This is a genomic window from Pseudomonas sp. ANT_H12B (assembly GCF_008369325.1).
Lineage (GTDB): Bacteria > Pseudomonadota > Gammaproteobacteria > Pseudomonadales > Pseudomonadaceae > Aquipseudomonas.
Map to the genome: position 1 here is coordinate 41130 of NZ_VOBI01000021.1, position 18259 is coordinate 59388.

The window sequence follows — 18259 nt, forward strand, 5'->3', positions numbered from 1 at the left end:
GTACCCGAAAAAAGCTCAAATATTCGGTCGAAACAGCACCGGTTTCGACTCGAATCCTCGAAAAATGAGGAGTGAAAAATACATAGTTACCCCACGCCCGACCGGTTTTTACTGTTTAACGTTCAGCGGTGACCACAGGGGCCTGGCACATGGTGTGAGTGCCCGGTTGCAGATACGGCGACAAGATTGGCGCCATGCCCTTGAGCACCTGCACCGGCAGCGCCGAGGTGAATTTGAAGTTCTCCGCCGAGCGCCCCGGGACGAAGGCGGTCAAGGTGCCGAAATGGTTGTCGCCGATAAAGAACACGAACGTCGCCGTACGGTTGATCGACTTGGAGCTGAGAATCCGCCCGCCGGAACCGATGGCTTCGATGCGGTTGTCGCCGGTGCCGGTCTTGCCACCCATGGCCAGCGGGCTGCCGTCAGCCAGTTTGAAACTGCCGGCCACGCGCTTGGCGGTACCGGCATCCACCACCTGGGAGAGGGCTTCGCGCATCGCCGCGGCAACCTCGGACGGCATGACCCGTTTGCCGACATCCGGGTCATTGGCCAGTCGGGTTTCATACGGTGTGTTTGCCGCGAAGTTCAGGCTGTCAATGCGCAATGTCGGCATCCGCACACCGTCGTTGAGAATGGTGCCGACCAACTCCGCCAGCGCTGTAGGGCGGTCGCCGGAGCTGCCGATGGCGGTGGCCAGCGACGGCACCAAATGGTCGAACGGATAGCCGACTTTCCGCCAGCGCTGATGAATGTCGAGGAACGCCTCGATCTCCAGCATGGTGCGGATGCGACTGTCACGGGCACCCTTGTGACGGCTTTTGAACAGCCAGCTGTAGACTTCCTGACGTTCAAACTGGCTGGCTTTGACGATCTGGCTGAACTTGGCATCGGGGTTGTTCAGCAGGTAACCCATCAACCACAAGTCGAGCGGGTGGACCTTGGCGATAAAGCCTTGGTCCGGCAGGTCGTACTTACCTGGCCGGTAATTCTCGTAGAGCCGTTCGAGGCGTTCGTCGGTGAGTTTTTCGGTGAGCTTGGCGCCTTTCAGGTGCGAGCGCACGAAGGTGTTGAAGCTTTCCTGACTGGCCTGTGGCAGCAAATACCGGTGCACTGCGGCCATGCGAATCGGTGTCGGGCGCATGCTGTCGAGGAAGGTGTCGAGCCGCGCCTGAGTGTCCTTGTTTTTGTATTTTTTCCAGAACTTCAGCAGGAACGAAGTACCTTCGCGATCGGCGAACGAGGCCAGGTATTCCTGACGTCTTGGGTCGCGGTCGTCCTTGAGCAATTCGGCGCTGTTGTTCGAGCCGGAATAGGTCGTGTAGCGCACCAGGTCACGCATCAGCCGAATGAACGGCAGGTTGATCGACTCACGGATGGCATCGCGTAGCGTCGGCAGGCGGCCATTGTCTTCGTTGCGAAAGTTATGGAACGTGTGCAGCCCGCCACCGGTGAAAAAGGCTTCGCCGGGGCTGGCGGAGTATTTGCGGTCCAGTGCTGCGCCAAGCATGGCCGGCAGGTTACGGTCTTTATTCTGGATCAGGTAATCGACGGCCCAGCGGCTCAGACGGTCCTGGTCCGGAACGTCGACTTTCTTCAGTTCCGGGACGGTCATCGTGGCGTATTTATCGTGCAGCTCGGCGATGATCTGCAGGTAGGTGGTCAGCACGCGCATTTTGGCGGTGGAGCCCAATTCCAGTTTGCTGCCTTCGTTGATATCAAATGGCTGATCGGTGCTGTCGGTTTGCACTCGTACCCGTGAACCGTCCGGGGTCAGCTCGAACAGCGTGAAGCTGTAGCGCACTTGCGTGGTGCTGGTGGGGGTGAGCAGGCGTTCGCCGATCAGGCCGATTTGCGCTGCATAAGCCGGGTCGGCCAGATGCTTGAGGTATTCGGTGGCCTGGGTTTGCAGCTCGCCTTGCAGGGTGCTGGTGGCCGAGAGGTCGAGGCGATCGAGGTCGTACAGCGGACGGTTGAGCAAACCACCCAGACGGCTGCGCGCCACGCTGATGCCTTTGTTGGTTTCGATCGGCTGGATGGTTGGCTGGGTTTGCCAGTCGCGATAGATCACTTTGCTGGCTAACGCCGCTGCCGCCAGGGGTGTGTCGATCACGCCGTTTTGCGCCAGCAGGCGAATGTGGCTGTCGGTGAGGTCGGCCAGTTCGTCGTGACCCTTGGTCAGGTAATGGGAAGGGCGGCGCTGGGCAATCATCAACGACAACATCTCACGCAGGGCCAAACCTTTTTCCGACATGCTTTTTGGATCGGTCGCGGCGCTGGCCAACCGTTCGTTGGCCTTGTTGAAATCGGCGCCGTACCAGACGCGCAAGCCTTCGGCCATGCCATACACTTCACCGTGGCCCGGCACGGCCGACAGCGGCACGCTGTTGAGGTAATCGCGAATCACGTTTTGCCGAGCCTCGAGCGTTTCCGGCCCGGCTTGATAAGCCCGCACGCTGGCGGAAATCATTTGACGGATTTTTTCCGCACCCGACACCGTCAAGCCATTGGGCGAGTGACGGTACTTTTCAAGTTGGGTGGCGAGGGTGCTGCCACCCGCCGACTGGCCCGGCAGGTGCATCAACTTGGCGACCTGGGACCACGCGGCCATGCCGAACCGTGGCCAATCCACAGCAGGGTTGGCCAGGGGTTGACGGGGGTCGAGCAAGAAGCGGTTTTCGATGAACAGCAAGCTGCTGACCACCACCGGTGGGATCGCCGCAAAGCTGGAATAGAGTTGTTGCGGATATTTGTACTGGTACAGCGGTGCCGCGCGGCAATCGGTGATCGACAACCCGGCCTGGATTTTTTCCGCGTAGGGCACGAAAAAGCCCTTGTCGCTGTAGTTCATTAGCGCCTGGGAAAAGCGCGTTTGCGATGAAACGACGTAATCACGCTTGAGCAAGCGTGGCAGGAACTCATCCAGGGAGCTGTAGCCCAGGCGCAGATCAAAAGGCCCCTCACCGGGGTAGCGAATTGCGTCGCTGGGGCCCGGTTGCATTGTGTAGTTCAGGGACGCGGCATATTTGCTGACTTCCCGGGCCTGGAATTTCGAGGTGCGCATTTCCTTGGCGGCCGCCAGACCCAGGACAATCAAAATAATCAGCAACAACAACCAGAAAGCCCCCCAGCCGTGCCGGGAACGACCAGGTTTTTCAGGTAAAGGCGCTTCATCCACACGTTCAGTCGGGACCACAGTTTTACTCGAATCGGTTTGCCATAACGCGCCCATAGTCACTGATCCATTCACGCAGATTGATCGGACTTGTCTGAAGCTTAGACGGTGGTTGGCGTTGGTGAAAAAATTGTGAGGATCCAAAATGCTTGATCGGGGCATATCCGGATTTTCGGTAGCGGCTGTTCTTTGATTGTGTACCTATCCATTTTTTTGGTAACGGCTACTGGCGGTTTTGCTCTTACAGCGAGTGACTTTTGGCAAACGCCCGGCATGCCGGCCCAGCCAAAAGTAACCAAAAGGTCTTGCCCCTGACGTTCGGTGCCGAGCCACAGCGAGGCACCGAACGTCAGGGGCAAGAGCCCTTGGTGACTCGTTGTAAGAGCGAAACCGCCAGCCGCCATCACCGCAAAAACGGATATGTACACAAAAGTCAGACCATCATCACCAAAACACCGCTCTCTTCAAAAGAGACAAACAACATCCTGAAACACCTGAACCAGAGCCATCCAAAAGATAAACAACGCCAACGCAGAATCATGACGATGCACCAATGTTGTGCAATACTCCCCCCGCTTCAACAGCGAGAAATCCTACAAAACCCAGACAATCTATCTCTGAAAACCGCCGTTTTGCCGAGATTTATAGCTGAATTTTGTCGTTTATAGAGTGAAAATCTCTGTCGCCAGCTTTTTATACTGCACGCCCCGCTGATCTTGCAGGTTTTGTCCTACAAGACGGTTCCGCCTACAAGGCAGGCCCGGTATCAGGAAGCGCCGGCTTACCGGTCTGCGCTTCGACACTCGGTGGTCATATCCAATAACAAGACGAGGTTGTACCCCTATGCCAGTTGGCAATCACCTGCCCAATGGCGAGACCGCTCAAGGCGGCCCGCTCAAACGCGAACTCGGCGAACGGCATATTCGCTTGATGGCGCTTGGTGCCTGTATCGGCGTCGGTCTGTTCCTCGGTTCGGCCAAGGCCATCGAAATGGCCGGCCCGGCAATCATGCTGTCCTACATCATCGGCGGTCTGGCGATCCTGGTGATCATGCGTGCCCTCGGCGAGATGGCGGTGCACAACCCGGTCGCCGGCTCCTTCAGCCGTTACGCCCAAGACTATCTCGGCCCATTGGCGGGCTTCCTGACTGGCTGGAACTACTGGTTCCTGTGGCTGGTGACCTGCGTCGCGGAAATCACCGCGGTGGCGGTGTACATGGGCGTCTGGTTCCCCGATGTGCCGCGCTGGATCTGGGCGCTGGCCGCTTTGATCAGCATGGGCTCGATCAACCTGATCGCAGTGAAAGCCTTTGGTGAGTTCGAGTTCTGGTTCGCCCTGATCAAGATCGTCACCATTATTGCGATGGTGATCGGCGGTGTCGGCGTGATCGCGTTCGGCTTCGGCAACGACGGCGTGGCGCTGGGGATTTCCAATCTCTGGGCCCACGGCGGCTTCATGCCCAACGGTGTGCAAGGCGTGTTGATGTCGTTGCAAATGGTGATGTTCGCCTACCTCGGCGTCGAGATGATCGGCCTGACCGCCGGTGAAGCGAAGAACCCGCAGAAGACCATTCCCAATGCGATCGGCTCGGTGTTCTGGCGGATTCTGTTGTTCTACGTCGGCGCGCTGTTCGTGATTCTGTCGATCTACCCATGGAACGAAATCGGCACCCAGGGCAGTCCGTTCGTGATGACCTTCGAGCGTCTGGGCATCAAGACCGCCGCCGGCATCATCAACTTCGTGGTGATCACCGCGGCACTGTCGTCCTGCAACGGCGGCATCTTCAGCACCGGGCGCATGCTGTACAGCCTGGCGCAGAATGGCCAGGCTCCGGCCGGTTTCGCCCAGACTTCGAGCAATGGCGTGCCCCGTCGCGCGTTGCTGCTGTCGATCTTCGTGCTGTTGCTGGGTGTGCTGCTCAATTACATGGTCCCGGAGAAGGTCTTCGTCTGGGTGACGGCGATTGCCACTTTCGGCGCGATCTGGACCTGGGTGATGATCCTGCTGGCCCAGCTCAAGTTCCGCAAAGGCCTGAGCGCCAGCGAACGTGCCGGCCTCAAATACAAGATGTGGCTGTACCCGGTCAGCTCGTATCTAGCGCTGGCATTCCTGGTGCTGGTGGTCGGCCTGATGGCGTACTTCCCGGACACCCGCGTCGCGCTGTATGTCGGCCCGGCATTCCTGGTGCTGCTGACGGTGTTGTTCTACGTGTTCAAGCTGCAACCGACCAATGTGTCGCAAGGTGCGGTGCGTTCGGCTTCGTAAGTTGTAACGTCTGAAACGCAAAAGCCCCGGTCCATTGGCCGGGGCTTTTTATTGACTGGCAATCATGTGTCGAGCGGCGGCGACCTGAACCGACCGATTCAACCGCTTGTTGAAATCCAGAGAACCGCTGGTCTGAAAGGCAGGTTGACCTGTGATTTCTGACAGTAGACAGGTTCAAAGTTTTATGACGCGAAACGGGGGAATCACCATGAGGCTCTTGTGGAAAGGATTTTCCAGCTACACGGTGGTCGGGGTGGCCAACACGCTGATCCACTGGCAAATTTTTTTCCTGCTGAGTGTGGGTACCGGCCTCAGTCAAGCGGTCAGCAATCTGGCCGCCTTTTGCGTGGCCGCCTCGTTCTCCTTCTACATGAACGCGCTGTATACCTTCGATGCCAAGGCGTCGGTCGGCGGTTACGTTCTGTTCCTGATAGCCATGGGGGCGCTGAGTCTGGGCATCGGCCATGCAGGCGACGTTTGGAGACTTCATGGTCTGCTGACGGTGGCTATTTTTTCGGCGTTGAGTCTGGTGCTGGGCTTTCTGTTTTCAAAGTACGTGGTCTTTCGCAGGCGTAACGCATGAAAGTCTCGTTGATCGTTCCGGTATTCAATGAAGAACAGGCGGTCAGCCTGTTTTATCAGGCCGTGCGTCGCGAGTTGAGGCTTGAGCAGACTGAGGTCGAAATCGTGTTCATCAACGATGGCAGTTCCGACCGCACGGCCGAGGAGGTCAAGGCCTTGGCGCAGGCCGATGAGCAGATATTGCTGATCAACTTCTCGCGCAACTTCGGCAAGGAACCGGCGTTGTTCGCCGGCCTGGAATACGCCACCGGCGATGCAGTGATTCCCATGGATGTCGATTTGCAGGACCCGATCAGCGTCATCCCGCGGTTGATCGACCAATGGCAAAAAGGCGCGGATGTGGTGCTCGCCAAGCGCCGGGATCGCGCCGCCGACAGTTACCTGAAACGCCACAGCGCTTCGCTGTTCTACCGTGTGCTGAACCGTATCGCTTACACCCGCATCGAAGAAAACGTCGGGGACTTTCGGCTGATGGATCGTAAGGTGGTCGACGTGATTCGCGCGCTTCCCGAGCACCAGTTGTTCATGAAAGGTGTGCTGTCATGGGCCGGGTTCAACACCGTGGTGGTGGAATACGAGCGCGCCGAGCGAGCGGCGGGCACCAGCAAGTTCAATGGCTGGAAACTCTGGAACCTGGCGCTGGAAGGCGTGACTTCGTTCAGCACGGTGCCGTTGCGCTTATGGACTTACGTCGGCGGCGGTATTTCGATTTTCGCGGTGCTCTACGCGGTGTACATGGTGCTGGACAAGATTTTCTTCGGCAACAGCGTCCCCGGTTATCCGTCGCTGATGACCGCGATTCTGTTTCTCGGCGGCGTACAACTGATCGGCATCGGCATCCTCGGTGAGTACGTCGGCCGCATCTATATCGAAGCCAAGCATCGGCCGCGCTACGTGGTGAAAGACATCATCGGCGGCAAAGACCGGCTCGGGATTTAGCATGGGCAGGTTCAGCGATTTTTTCAGCAAAGAACTCGGGCGTCGGCAGGTCTGGCTGTTTTTTCTGCTGGCGACCTTGTTGTATGTGGTGCCGCTGATCGTTGCGGACTATCCGTATATCGATGACAACTGGCGATCATTGTCGGCCGGTATGGCCTGGGCGGAGCAGGGACGGTTATTCACCGAGTTCTTCTACAACCTGCTGACTTTCAGCCATGCCGCGCCGAACATCTTTCCGCTGCCGCTGTTGATCGCCACACTGGCCATGGCCGCGGCGCTGACCAGCCTGACATTTCATTACTTTCGGCAACCGACGATTGCCTGCTGCCTGGTGACGCTACCGCTCTGGTACAACCCGTTCTTTCTGCAAAACCTGTCTTATCAATACGACGGGCCCGCCATGGCATTGAGCGTGGTGGCGGTCATCTATGCGATCACCTTTCGTCGCCCCTCGCGCATTCAGCAGTGGCTGGTGCCGTCCTTCCTGGTTGCCTTGGCGATAGGGCTGTATCAGGTGAGCTTCAATGTGTTTCTCGGGTTGTGTTGTCTGGAGATCCTCAGGGGCGCCAATGACAAACTGGCCTGGCCGCAATGGTGCGGGTTGATCGGCTGGAAAATCGCTCAGGCCTTCCTCGGCTGCCTGATTTACGCCGTCAGTGCTTATCCGTTCATTCAGCACAATCGCACCCTGCTGCTGAACTGGAACGCGGAGCCGTTGCTGCAACTGCACGTCAACATCGCCAGGGTGCTGGAAAAAGTCGTGCTGCTGTTTCATGGCGGATTTGCCTGGGTGTTCGCCGGGTTGTTGCTGTGCGCCATGGCTGGCGTGGTTCGCCTGGGGCTCAACGTCGTGGCGCGTCGGGACCGCATCGCGAACAAAATGCTGATCGGCCTGATCTGTGTGCTGGCATTACCGGCAGTAACCTTGCTGGTGTCGGGTATGGCGCTGTTTTTCCGGGACTTCAATGAAGGCGCCAGGACCCTGATGGGCTTCGCGGTCCTGTTGGTGCTGTTGTTCTATTTGAGCCATCTGGCGCTGGCACCCATCCACCAGCGGCTGCCGTTGTTGTTGGTGATTCCGTTGCTGGCGATGCTTTCGCTGTCGTACGCCTACGGGCGCGTGCTGACGGTGCAGAAAGCCTTCGCGGCCAGCGCGTTGTCGAATCTTGAACGCGACATCGTTTCGAATCGACAACTGCTCGAAGCCAAGCGCATTTACCTGTCGGTGACCTATTCCGATCACTGGTTGCTGGGGGCGGCGGGCTCGTTCAAGCAGATGCCGGTGTTGCACTATCTGCTGAACATCGACTTCTTCATGCTGGCCGAGAACCTGCCGAAAGTGGGGATCACCAACGTGGTGGCGGAGAAGGAGCGGCGTAACGCGACCCGGGTGGGTTACCAGCACTATCCGCCGCTGGTGGAGAGCCAGTACTACCGGATTTATCTGATTGGCGATTACGGTTTTATTGTCATGAAAGAGCCAGCGCCGGTTAAGAGGCTGCGCTGGTAATGGCAGGCGTCAGAACGCATCCATCAGCACGACAATGCAATCCCTGGCCTGGTAAGCATTGATCTGCGGTACCAGCCGCCGAAAGTGCTCAGACTGGCAATGAGCATCCAGCGCTGCCTGATTCGGCCATTGTTCGACGAAGATAAAGTGCCCGGAGTCTTTTTGATCGACGAACAGGTCGTAGGCGATGCAATCGGGTTCCAGTCGGGTCTTCTCGACCAGTTCGGCGTACCACGGGCGAACGGTTTCAATGTGTTCGGGTTTGATGAAATCCTGAGCGATGACTTTCAGCATGCTGTCCTTCCTTGGTGTAAAGCCAACCTCCGATGAGGTTGGCGTTCAATTGTTGTTTACGCGGCAGCCAACTCGTTCGGCTCAAAGCTGTCCGCCCGCGCCATCTGCCACATCCGCGAGTAAAACTCGCCATTCACTTCACCGGTCAGCAACTCCCCCGGTTTCAAGAACACATGCAACTGCGAGAACAGTTTGATCTCGGTCGCTGACATGCGCCGTACCAAATGCTTGGCCGACAATTGCGAAGGGTGTTCCAACCCGGCAGCGGCGAGCATTTCGGCCAGGGCCTTGAGCGTGTTGCGGTGGAAGTTGAAGACGCGTTGAGCCTTGTCCGGGACGACGAGTGCGCGTTGGCGCAGGGTGTCCTGGGTGGCGACACCGGTCGGGCATTTGTTGGTGTGGCAGCTTTGCGACTGGATGCAACCGATGGCGAACATGAAGCCGCGCGCCGAGTTGGCCCAGTCGGCGCCGATGGCCAGGACGCTGGCAATGTCGAAGGCGCTGACGATCTTGCCGCTGGCGCCGAGTTTGATTTTGTCCCGCAGGTTCAGGCCGACAAGCGTGTTGTGCACGAACAGCAGGCCTTCGCGCATCGGCACACCGATGTGGTCGGTGAACTCTACGGGCGCGGCGCCGGTGCCGCCTTCCTTGCCATCGACCACGATGAAATCCGGGAGGATGCCGGTTTCCAGCATGGCCTTGGCGATGCCCATGAATTCCCACGGGTGGCCCAGGCAGAACTTGAAGCCCACCGGTTTGCCGCCGGACAGTTCGCGCAACTGCTGGATGAAGTGCATCAATTCAATCGGCGTGGAAAACGCGCTGTGCCGCGACGGTGAGATGCAATCTTCGCCCATCAGGATGCCGCGGGTTTCGGCAATTTCCTGGGTGACTTTGTGCTTGGGCAGGATCCCGCCGTGGCCGGGTTTGGCGCCCTGGCTCATCTTGATTTCGATCATCCGCACTTGCGGCGTCTGCGCTTGTGCCGCAAAGCGTTCCGGGTCGAAACGGCCGTCAGCGGTGCGGCAGCCAAAGTAGCCGCTGCCGAGTTCCCAGGTCAGGTCGCCACCGTTTTCCCGGTGATAGGCGCTGATGCTGCCTTCGCCGGTGTCGTGGGCGAAGTTGCCGAGTTTGGCGCCCTGGTTCAGCGCCCGAATGGCGTTGGCGCTGAGGGAGCCGAAACTCATGGCCGAGATGTTGAACACCGAGGCCGAGTACGGTTGCGCGCACTGAGGGCCGCCGACCATTACCCGGAAACTGCTCGGGTCGCTCAATGGCGCCGGGCGCATGGAATGGCCGATGAATTCGAAGCCAGACTGATACACGTCGATCAACGTGCCGAAGGGTTTATCGGCGCTTTCATTTTTGGCGCGCGAATAGACCAGTGAACGCTGGGCCCGTGAGAAGGGCAGGGCGTCGCTGTCGGATTCGAGCAGGTACTGGCGGATTTCCGGGCGAATGCCCTCGACCAGATAGCGGATATTGCCGAGGATCGGGTAGTTGCGGCGCACCGCGTGGGGGCTTTGCAGCAGATCGAACAGGCCTACGAGGCTGAGAATGCCGGTGACGGCGGTGATCGGCCAGAGCCAGTCGTGCTCCAGGAAGGGCAGGCTGGCGAGGGTAAACATCACGCACGCGGCAAAGAAGGCGTAGCGGCTCAGGAGTGACAGGCTCATACGGGTTCCTTGGGTTCGGACTCAATAGTTTCAACGCAACAGGCGCATGGATACACACAGATCCCTGTGGGAGTGAGCCTGCTCGCGATTGCGGTGGTTCAGTCGACATCAATGCTGAATGAAAGACCGCAATCGCGAGCAGGCTCGCTCCCACAGTAAAAAGCACTCCGCGTTGTAATCAGGCATTTTGGGCCTGGAGAAATATCGAAAACAGCTCGGACTGGGACTTGATTCCCAGTTTGCTGTACATGTGTTTTTTATGGACTTTCACGGTTTCAACAGAGATTTCCAGCTTACGGGCGATTTCTTTACTGGAGCAACCGCTGAGCATCAACCGCCCGACATCCAGTTCCCGGGCGGTCAGTTGCGCGCCTTTGAGTTGCTGCACCGACGCTTCCAGCTGAACCCGCCAGTCGCCCTGGATCGGCGCCGGCGCAAGCGTCACCACTTCGTTGATTTCGTAGGGCAGGCGCTGGCGCAACAGGCCGAGCACCCAAGGCTGGATCAGCGACAGCAAGGCAATCTGCTGGCCGCTGAAACGCTGCTTGCTGCCCAGTGACAGGCACAGCGTGCGGTCGCCTTCGAGTTGGCAATTGAACTGGATTTCATCGGCCACCACATTCAGACGAAAGTAGCGCTGGTAATACTCGGTCAGCTCGAAATGCTCCGGCGCTACTTCCGACAGGCGATACAGCCCGGTGCGCGACTGCTCGCGACAGGCGATGTAGAACGGATCGAGCAGGTACAAACCGCGCAGGTAATCCTGGAACAACTGATCGGGGCTGCCATCCGCGCCCGGGCATTCGGCGAACACTTGCGGGTGCTGATCGGCGCTGAAAAGCAGCGCCACCCAGCTGTCGAAGGTCACGTACTGATCCAGCAACCGAACCAGCTGCGTCCAGAAATTGGGCTTGTCCAGGGCGTCGATCAGTTGCCCGACCGAGCGGTGCCACGCGATGTCGTCTAACGAGAGTGTCATGCATCTACCCCTATCGGGTTACCCCAGCCGCGTAATTCCCTGGCCGGTTGCTTGCTGCGCATACTGGCGCACAGACACCGGCCGGGCAATCTTTCTGCACCCCGGCATCCATAACAAGGAATACCCATGAAGGTCGAACTCGCCCAATTGGCGGGCCGTGACAACGACACGGCTTACAACCTCGAACGCGCCCTGACGGCGATTGCTGCCTGCGCCGCCGATACGCAGCTGATCATGTTTCCGGAAGGCCATTTAATGGGGTTTCCGTCCGCCGAAACCGTGGCCCGGATCGCCGAACCGCTGAACGGGCCGTCCGTCAGCGCAGTGTTGGCGGCTGCCCGTGAACGCAATATCGGCGTGGTGATCGGCGTGGCCGAGAACGACAACGGCCGCTTCTACAACACCACGCTGCTGATCACCCCCGAAGGCATCGCGCTCAAATATCGCAAGACCCACCTGTGGGCCTCGGATCGCGGTGTGTTCGAGCCCGGCGATCGTTACGCCACCTGTGAGTGGAACGGGGTACGGGTCGGCCTGCTGATTTGCTACGACATCGAGTTCCCGGAAACGGCCCGCGCGCTGGCGCAACTGGGCGCGGAACTGCTGATCGTCACCAACGGCAACATGGACCCCTACGGCCCGACGCACCGCACCGCGATCATGGCGCGGGCCCAGGAAAACCAGGCATTTGCGCTGATGGTCAACCGGGTGGAAGCGGGTGATGACGCACTGGTGTTTGCCGGCGGCAGTGCGCTGGTGGATCCGCTGGGCACCTTGTTGTTCGAGGCCGGGCGGGATGAGGGACAGTTTGCGGTTGAGCTGGATCTGAACCGGCTGACGGCGGCGCGGCAGGATTATCGGTATCTGGATGATCAGCGGCTGCGGTTGCCGGGGGAAGTGGTGGAGCAGATCGGCGGTGTCCGGGAGTTATTGATTCCTGAGCGTTGAACCAGCCCTCACCCTAACCCTCTCCCGGAGGGAGAGGGGACTGACCGAGGTGATGCAAAGCTCTACATCGACCTGAATAACCGAGTCGAACTCAGGATTTGAAAAGCATGGAGACCTGCTCCCTTTCCCCCTCTCCCCCCTGGGGAGAGGGCTGGGGTGAGGGGTGGCTTTTGAAGTAGACGTAAATTTTTGCCGAACTCGGCTCTGCCATAAATCCAATAAAATTCGGAGTAGTCGCTCATGGCTCGTTTGCAACGCACCCTGTCATTAGGGTCGGTGGTGCTGTTCGGCATCGCCTACATGACGCCGATCATTGTGCTCGGCACCTTTGGCATCCTCGCTCAATCCACCGCCGGCATGGTCCCTGCTGCTTATCTTGCAGCGCTGGTGGCGATGTTTTTCACCGCCATGAGCTACGGCCGAATGGCCTCGGCGTTTCCGGTGGCCGGCTCGGCCTACAGCTATGTGCGCAAGGCGATCAGCCCGAAACTCGGTTTCATTGCCGGTTGGGCAGTCCTTCTTGATTACCTGTTCCTGCCCATGGCGATCTGGCTGATCGGTGCGGCGTACCTCAACTCGGCGTTCCCGGCAGTACCGCAATGGATCTGGGTGCTGGCGTTCATCGGCATCACCAGCGCAATCAACATCGTCGGCCTGAAGCTGGCCAATGGCATCAACGCCTTGCTGATGCTGGTGCAATTTCTGGTGCTGATTGCGTTCGTCGCGCTGTGCGTCCACTACGTCGGCGGCGATGCGAGTACGCCGTTGTGGTCGGTCAAACCGTTCTTCAACGGCGACATGCAGATGCCCTTGATCATGAGCGGCGCGGCCATCGCCTGTTACTCGTTCCTCGGTTTTGACGCGGTCAGCACCCTGACGGAAGAAACCCGCGACCCGCGCCGCACCATTCCGCGAGCGATCATGCTGATTACCCTGATCGGTGGCCTGATATTCGTTGGCGTGTCGTATTTCGTGCAGATCGCTCATCCGTCGTTCCAGTTCGACAGCGTCGACTCGGCAGCCTATGAAATTGCCCGCAACATCGGCGGCGACCTGTTTGTGTCGATTTTCCTGATCGGCCTGATCGTCGGCCAGTTCGCTTCGGGTTTGTCGGCGCAGGCCAGCGGTTCACGTCTGTTGTTCGCCATGGGGCGCGACGGTGTGTTGCCAAAATCTTTTTTCGGCACCTTGCACGAACGCTTCGGCACGCCCGTCAACAGCATCCTGTTGTGCGCGGTGGTGGCGTTGCTGGCACTGAAACTGGACGTCACCACCTCGACCTCGTTCATCAACTTCGGCGCGTTCCTGGCGTTCAGCCTGGTGAACCTGTCGGTGATCTTTCACTACTGGATTGGCGGTGAACACAAAGGGCTGCGCGAGTTTGTGCTGTTCCTGTTGTTCCCGTTCATCGGCCTGGCGGCGGATTTGTGGCTGATGGTCAGCCTCGATCACCTGGCGATCTATCTGGGCCTGAGCTGGTTGGCGATTGGCGTGGTGTACCTGGCGGTGCTGACCGGCGGCTTCCGTCGCCAGCCACCGGAGATGGATTTCCAGGAAGCCACATAATTGCCTGACGGGTGAGGACACTGTGGGAGCGAGCCTGCTCGCGAAGGCGGTGTGTCAGTCACTATCAATGTTGACTGACATGGCCCCTTCGCGAGCAGGCTCGCTCCCACAGTTTGAATTGTGTTCAAGCGGCTGTTTTTGTTTGGTGCACCGGTAGCTCAACCCTGAAGGTGGTTCCCACCCCAACTTCACTGCGCACCGAAATATCCCCCCGGTGTTTCTTCACGATGCCATAGGACAGGGACAGCCCGAGCCCTGTCCCCTGGCCCACCGGTTTGGTGGTGAAGAACGGGTCGAAAATTTTCTTCAGGCTCTGCGGCTCAATGCCGGCGCCGGTGTCTGCGACCTCGATCCACACCGATTCACCTTCAACCCCTGTGCGCAGGGTGAGGGTGCCGCGTTCCGGGCCGATGGCCTGAGAGGCGTTGACGATCAGGTTCATGATCACCTGATTGATTTGCGAAGGCAGGCATTCGATGTCGGGCAGGTCCTGATATTCCTTGATTACATCGGCCTTGTACTTCAGTTCGTTGGCGACGATGTTCAGGGTTGATTCGATGCCTTGCTGCACATTCGCCCACTGCCACTCCTGGCTGGAGTCCACGCGGGAGAAGTCCTTCAAGTCTTTTACAATTTTCCCGACCCGGCTGATGCCGTCCTTGGATTCCTTGATCAGCAGCGGAATATCCTCGCGCAAAAACTCCAGTTCGACCCGCTCGCGCAGCTGCTGCAAACGCTCGATCAGCTTGCTGGAGCCGATCGCTTCTTCCGCATCCCGATAGGCGTCGAGCATTTCCTGCAATTGCTTGAAGTAGCCATCGAGGGTGCTGAGGTTGGAGGAAATAAAACCGATGGGGTTGTTGATTTCATGGGCGACGCCGGCCGCCAGTTGCCCTAGTGAGGCGAGTTTTTCCGATTGCACCAGTTGCGATTCCAGCTGTTTGCGTTCGTCGATTTCCCGCTGCAACTCGACGCTGGCCTCGGTGAACTGACGGGTGCGGCGTTCGACCATCTGTCCCAAATGGTTCATCTGTACGCTGGCCCGTTCGGTCATGTCCCATTTGGTCAGCAGGGTATTGGCCATTTGCTGGACTTCAATGTTGTCGAACGGCTTTTTCAGAATCAGCAGGCGATCGTGGGCCTGCAAGCGGTCCAGCAGTTCATCCCAGGAATAGTCGGAATACGCGGTGCACACCACGACTTGCAAGCGCGGGTCTTCCTGCCACAAATGTTCGATCGTCTTCGCGCCGTCCCAGCCTTCCGGCATACGCATGTCGACGAAGGCCAGGGCGTAGGGGCGGTGTTCCTGCAAGGCCCACTTGAGTTTGCCCAAACCTTCCTGACCGCCGTAAGCCGAATCCAGTTCGAACAGAACGCTGGTGGATTTCACTTCACTGCCGAACAGTGTGGCTTCCATCTCGTCCAGTTCAAGTGTCTGCACCGGCGCGGGCGTGAGGATCTTGCGAAAATCCACATGAATGGACGGTGTGTCGTCGATCAGCAGAATACGGCGGTTCGAAAGCTGGCTCATGCCTTCTCCGTGACTGTTTTCAGCGGGATCTGCAAGGTGAAACAGGCGCCCTTGCCCGGCCCGTCACTGTGTGCGGTGAGGTGGCCATTCATCTCGATGGCCGCCAGGGCGCAGCTGTGCAGACCGAAGCCGTGACCTTCCTTGCGGGTGGTAAAGCCGTGGGCAAAAATGCGTGTCATGTTTTCTTCGGCGATGCCTTCGCCGTCATCCTTGACGCTGACTTGCAGGGTCGTGTCCTTGACGATTTTTACCCCGAGGGTCATTTGCCGCGGGCGCTCGCTGAGCTCGGACATCGCGTATTTGGCGTTGCTGATCAGGTTGATCAGGATCAGCAGCAGCCGGTGCTTGTCGCCCATGACCTGCGGCACCTCGCTGTACTCCTTGACCACGGTGACGTGATGCCGGGTCAGGGCGCCGGAGTTCATGCGAAGGGCGTCCTCCAGCAGTTCGCTGATGTGCAGCGGTTCCATCAGGCTATTGGCACCGGCGTAGGACTGCTGGGTAGAAACGATGTCCTTGATGTGATCGACACTTTTGCTCAGCTGGGCGAGTTCGTCGGTCATGCCTTGTTGTTCGAGGGCAATGACCTCCACCAGTTGATTCAGGTAGCCGGGCAGTAACTTGCCTTTCTCGTCCAGGGTCAGAAAGGTCCCGAGGTCGCCTTGATGCTCGTTGATCAGTTGCATGGCTTTGCCCAGTCCTTGGGCTTTGCTGGCGCGCAGTCTGCGGGTGACCAGATCGGCCGAGATGTTCACGCTGTTGAGCACATTGCCGACGTTGTGCAGCACATTGGTGGCGATCTCGGCCATGCCGGCCTGGCGCGCGGTGTCGAGCAGTTCGCTTTGAGTATCCTTGAGTTCGCGGGTGCGCTCTTCAACCCGCAGCTCCAGGTCGTCATTGGCGGTCTTCAGGGCTTTGTTGACGCGATTGATCACCGTGAAACTGCGCATCAGGTGAATCGCCAGGTACACCAGCAGCAGCACCAACAGCACTGAAAACACCAGCATGTAAAAGTGATAGCGCTGGTCGGCGGCGTCGGCCCTTTGCTGGTCAGTGTTCAAAAGATTGGTAATGTCGTCCAGGCGCTCGGCGACGGGAATGGCTTCGATGTTTTGCAACAGCCGATTGACCACCGGCTGTTCCCGCAGAATCAATGAAATGTGGTTGCTCAGAATGTCGATCGGGCTGTGGAACTGTTCAGGTAAACGCTGTTTGTTCACCCCCAGTTTGCTCAGCCCCAGCAGGATGTCGGCGGCCTTGTCGTCGGAGGTGACCTGGGCGAACTCCAGACTGCTGAGCAGCAAGTCATATGTGTCGGTGGCGATGTTCTGCAGCTGCAGTTTGTCCCCCTCCACCAACTGGGCCAACTGTGCCTGAATGTCATCCTCGGCCGTGGGCAAGAACGCCAGCGAATTGCGCAATACGGCGTTGTGAGACTTGAACTGCTCCACCAGACGGGTTTTTTCCTGGATGGCGCTCAGGTACGCATCATGGCTGGTGCGCCAGATGGGCGACTCGTTGCGGCCGTGTTTCGACTCCATCGTGTCGAACCGCTCCCACAGCTGAGTTATCTCGGTCAGCGGGGCAACCAGCGGATCGTAGTTGTGGCTGATGGCGATCCTGGCCTTGAGGATTTCGGTTTCCCATTGCGCATTCAGCTGCTTGATCCGGCCGATCAAGTCCCGGGATTCGGCGTAGGTCGTCGTCTGGTTCGAATTGGATTTGAGATACAGGAACAGCAGCGTCGAGGCCAGCATCAGGGCAACGATGCCCAGTAATGCGAGGTTGCGGCGGTGATACATTCTCATAACGGTTTGCCTCCCCATTCACCGGTCAGGGTCTTGAGGAATTTGATGATCAGGGTCTTGTCCTCCTCGGAGGGAATGCGCCCGAGCTGAAACTTGAACATCACGTCCACCGCGTCTTCGAGGGTTTTGGCCGAGCCGTCGTGAAAGTACGGTGCGGTCACCGCGACATTGCGCAGGCTCGGCACCTTGAACACGTTGCGATCCTCTTCATCCTTGGTCACCAGATAACGGCCCAGGTCGGTTTCGGTAGGGTTGCCACGAACCTGAAAGTAATCGCCCATGACGCCGAACTTCTGGAACATGTTTGCGCCGATGTTCACCCCTTGATGGCAGGCGATGCAGCCGTAATCCTTGAAGCGTTGGTAGCCGTATTTCTCGTCGAGCGTGAGAACGTCGGTATCGCCTTGCAGGTATTGGTCGAAACGCGAGTTGGCACTGATCAGCGTGCGTTCGTAGGTGGCCAGGGCATTTTGCACATTGTTCATGGTCACGCCGTCCGGGTAGGCGCTGCCGAATTTAGACTGATAAGCCGGATCGGCGGACAGCGTTTGCACCACGTGTTGCCAGTTGCTGCCCATTTCGCTGGGGCTCTGCACCACTTCGTGGATTTGGATCTCCAGGGTGTCGGCCCGTCCGTTCCAGAATTGTCGAAAGTTCAGGCTCGCGTTGAACACGCTGGGGGTGTTGAACGCGACCGGAAGGCCGGCGAAACCAATGGAAAACGGCTTGTTATCGGCGCCGCCGTTTTCCAGTCGATGGCAACTGGCACAGGACAGACTGCCGTTGACCGACAAGCGCGGTTCGTTGAACAGTTGGCGACCGAGTTCGACCCGCAACGGATTCTGTTTTGGTACCGCCGGTAGCGGTTTGAGCGGTTCGTCCAGTGGCGCGCTGCCAGCGTTCAGGCAGAGCCCGAGCAGTGGCACCAGGAGCAGACGGTGAAAGCAGGACGACATCTTGTTATTCCTTGGCTGATAGCCGGTGTGTCG

The 18259-nt window shown here is 58.6% G+C and carries 13 protein-coding genes; 6 read left to right on the plus strand and 7 right to left on the minus strand.

The genetic code is table 11. From position 1 onward, the window contains the following. Positions 1-115 precede the first annotated feature (115 nt). Entirely contained in the window at positions 116-3229 is a 3114-nt protein-coding gene (locus FQ185_RS25540; protein ID WP_149419860.1) for a transglycosylase domain-containing protein, read from the minus strand. A gap of 786 nt (positions 3230-4015) precedes the next feature. On the opposite strand from FQ185_RS25540, the gene FQ185_RS25545 reads away from it, so the two are divergent. The 4 genes from FQ185_RS25545 (at position 4016) to FQ185_RS25560 (ending at position 8468) form a co-directional block, all read left to right on the plus strand. Then, positions 4016-5437, plus strand: a complete 1422-nt coding sequence (locus FQ185_RS25545) for an amino acid permease (RefSeq protein WP_149419861.1) — start codon at positions 4016-4018, stop codon at positions 5435-5437. A 208-nt stretch (positions 5438-5645) separates the two neighbouring features. Continuing rightward, the gene (locus FQ185_RS25550; protein ID WP_149419921.1) at positions 5646-6020 is read left to right on the plus strand and encodes a GtrA family protein; all 375 of its coding nucleotides are present in this window, start codon (positions 5646-5648) and stop codon (positions 6018-6020) included. Next, positions 6017-6958, plus strand: coding sequence for a glycosyltransferase family 2 protein (locus FQ185_RS25555; protein WP_149419862.1), 942 nt, complete (start codon positions 6017-6019; stop codon positions 6956-6958). Before FQ185_RS25550 ends, FQ185_RS25555 begins: the two co-directional genes overlap by 4 nt. 1 nt (position 6959) lies before the next feature. Further along, the gene (locus tag FQ185_RS25560; protein WP_149419863.1) at positions 6960-8468 is read left to right on the plus strand and encodes a glucosyltransferase domain-containing protein; all 1509 of its coding nucleotides are present in this window, start codon (positions 6960-6962) and stop codon (positions 8466-8468) included. A gap of 9 nt (positions 8469-8477) precedes the next feature. Here FQ185_RS25560 and FQ185_RS25565 read toward each other — a convergent pair whose 3' ends face one another. From FQ185_RS25565 to FQ185_RS25575, 3 genes are all read right to left on the minus strand, one after another. Then, positions 8478-8762, minus strand: coding sequence for a putative quinol monooxygenase (locus FQ185_RS25565; protein ID WP_149419864.1), 285 nt, complete (start codon positions 8760-8762; stop codon positions 8478-8480). A gap of 56 nt (positions 8763-8818) precedes the next feature. Continuing rightward, positions 8819-10438 carry an FMN-binding glutamate synthase family protein gene (locus FQ185_RS25570; RefSeq protein WP_149419865.1) on the minus strand — a complete coding sequence of 540 codons (1620 nt, stop codon included), beginning with the start codon at positions 10436-10438 and terminating at the stop codon, positions 8819-8821. 178 nt (positions 10439-10616) lie between these two features. Further along, a complete protein-coding gene (locus FQ185_RS25575; protein WP_149419866.1) occupies positions 10617-11417 on the minus strand; it encodes a LuxR C-terminal-related transcriptional regulator in 801 nt (266 codons plus the stop codon). A gap of 126 nt (positions 11418-11543) precedes the next feature. Here FQ185_RS25575 and FQ185_RS25580 point away from each other — a divergent pair, with 126 nt between their 5' ends. Continuing rightward, positions 11544-12365: a carbon-nitrogen hydrolase family protein gene (locus FQ185_RS25580; protein ID WP_149419867.1), complete on the plus strand. Its 822-nt coding sequence runs from the start codon at positions 11544-11546 to the stop codon at positions 12363-12365. 240 nt (positions 12366-12605) lie between these two features. Beyond that, the gene (locus FQ185_RS25585) at positions 12606-13931 is read left to right on the plus strand and encodes an APC family permease (protein ID WP_149419868.1); all 1326 of its coding nucleotides are present in this window, start codon (positions 12606-12608) and stop codon (positions 13929-13931) included. A 124-nt stretch (positions 13932-14055) separates the two neighbouring features. Here the strand turns inward: FQ185_RS25585 and FQ185_RS25595 are convergent, their stop codons facing one another. Genes FQ185_RS25595 through FQ185_RS25605 form a run of 3 tightly spaced genes read right to left on the minus strand, consistent with a single transcriptional unit; the run spans position 14056 to position 18226 of the window. Then, on the minus strand, positions 14056-15462 hold the full coding sequence (locus tag FQ185_RS25595; RefSeq protein WP_149419869.1) for an ATP-binding protein: 1407 nt from the start codon (positions 15460-15462) through the stop codon (positions 14056-14058). Next, a complete protein-coding gene (locus FQ185_RS25600) occupies positions 15459-17270 on the minus strand; it encodes a DAHL domain-containing protein (protein ID WP_149419870.1) in 1812 nt (603 codons plus the stop codon). The genes FQ185_RS25595 and FQ185_RS25600 overlap by 4 nt, the downstream gene beginning before the upstream one ends. Continuing rightward, on the minus strand, positions 17267-18226 hold the full coding sequence (locus tag FQ185_RS25605; protein WP_149419871.1) for a cytochrome-c peroxidase: 960 nt from the start codon (positions 18224-18226) through the stop codon (positions 17267-17269). Before FQ185_RS25605 ends, FQ185_RS25600 begins: the two co-directional genes overlap by 4 nt. Between the last annotated feature and the right edge of the window lie 33 nt (positions 18227-18259).

Excerpts from the sequence above, each read along its gene's own strand:
- FQ185_RS25570 (WP_149419865.1), bottom strand. The coding sequence starts at position 10,438 with ATGAGCCTGTCACTCCTGAGCCGCTACGCCTTCTTTGCCGCGTGCGTG.
- FQ185_RS25550 (WP_149419921.1), top strand. The coding sequence starts at position 5,646 with ATGAGGCTCTTGTGGAAAGGATTTTCCAGCTACACGGTGGTCGGGGTG.
- FQ185_RS25600 (WP_149419870.1), bottom strand. The coding sequence starts at position 17,270 with ATGAGAATGTATCACCGCCGCAACCTCGCATTACTGGGCATCGTTGCC.
- FQ185_RS25555 (WP_149419862.1), top strand. The coding sequence starts at position 6,017 with ATGAAAGTCTCGTTGATCGTTCCGGTATTCAATGAAGAACAGGCGGTC.
- FQ185_RS25580 (WP_149419867.1), top strand. The coding sequence starts at position 11,544 with ATGAAGGTCGAACTCGCCCAATTGGCGGGCCGTGACAACGACACGGCT.
- FQ185_RS25595 (WP_149419869.1), bottom strand. The coding sequence starts at position 15,462 with ATGAGCCAGCTTTCGAACCGCCGTATTCTGCTGATCGACGACACACCG.
- FQ185_RS25545 (WP_149419861.1), top strand. The coding sequence starts at position 4,016 with ATGCCAGTTGGCAATCACCTGCCCAATGGCGAGACCGCTCAAGGCGGC.
- FQ185_RS25540 (WP_149419860.1), bottom strand. The coding sequence starts at position 3,229 with ATGGGCGCGTTATGGCAAACCGATTCGAGTAAAACTGTGGTCCCGACT.
- FQ185_RS25560 (WP_149419863.1), top strand. The coding sequence starts at position 6,960 with ATGGGCAGGTTCAGCGATTTTTTCAGCAAAGAACTCGGGCGTCGGCAG.
- FQ185_RS25605 (WP_149419871.1), bottom strand. The coding sequence starts at position 18,226 with ATGTCGTCCTGCTTTCACCGTCTGCTCCTGGTGCCACTGCTCGGGCTC.
- FQ185_RS25585 (WP_149419868.1), top strand. The coding sequence starts at position 12,606 with ATGGCTCGTTTGCAACGCACCCTGTCATTAGGGTCGGTGGTGCTGTTC.
- FQ185_RS25565 (WP_149419864.1), bottom strand. The coding sequence starts at position 8,762 with ATGCTGAAAGTCATCGCTCAGGATTTCATCAAACCCGAACACATTGAA.
- FQ185_RS25575 (WP_149419866.1), bottom strand. The coding sequence starts at position 11,417 with ATGACACTCTCGTTAGACGACATCGCGTGGCACCGCTCGGTCGGGCAA.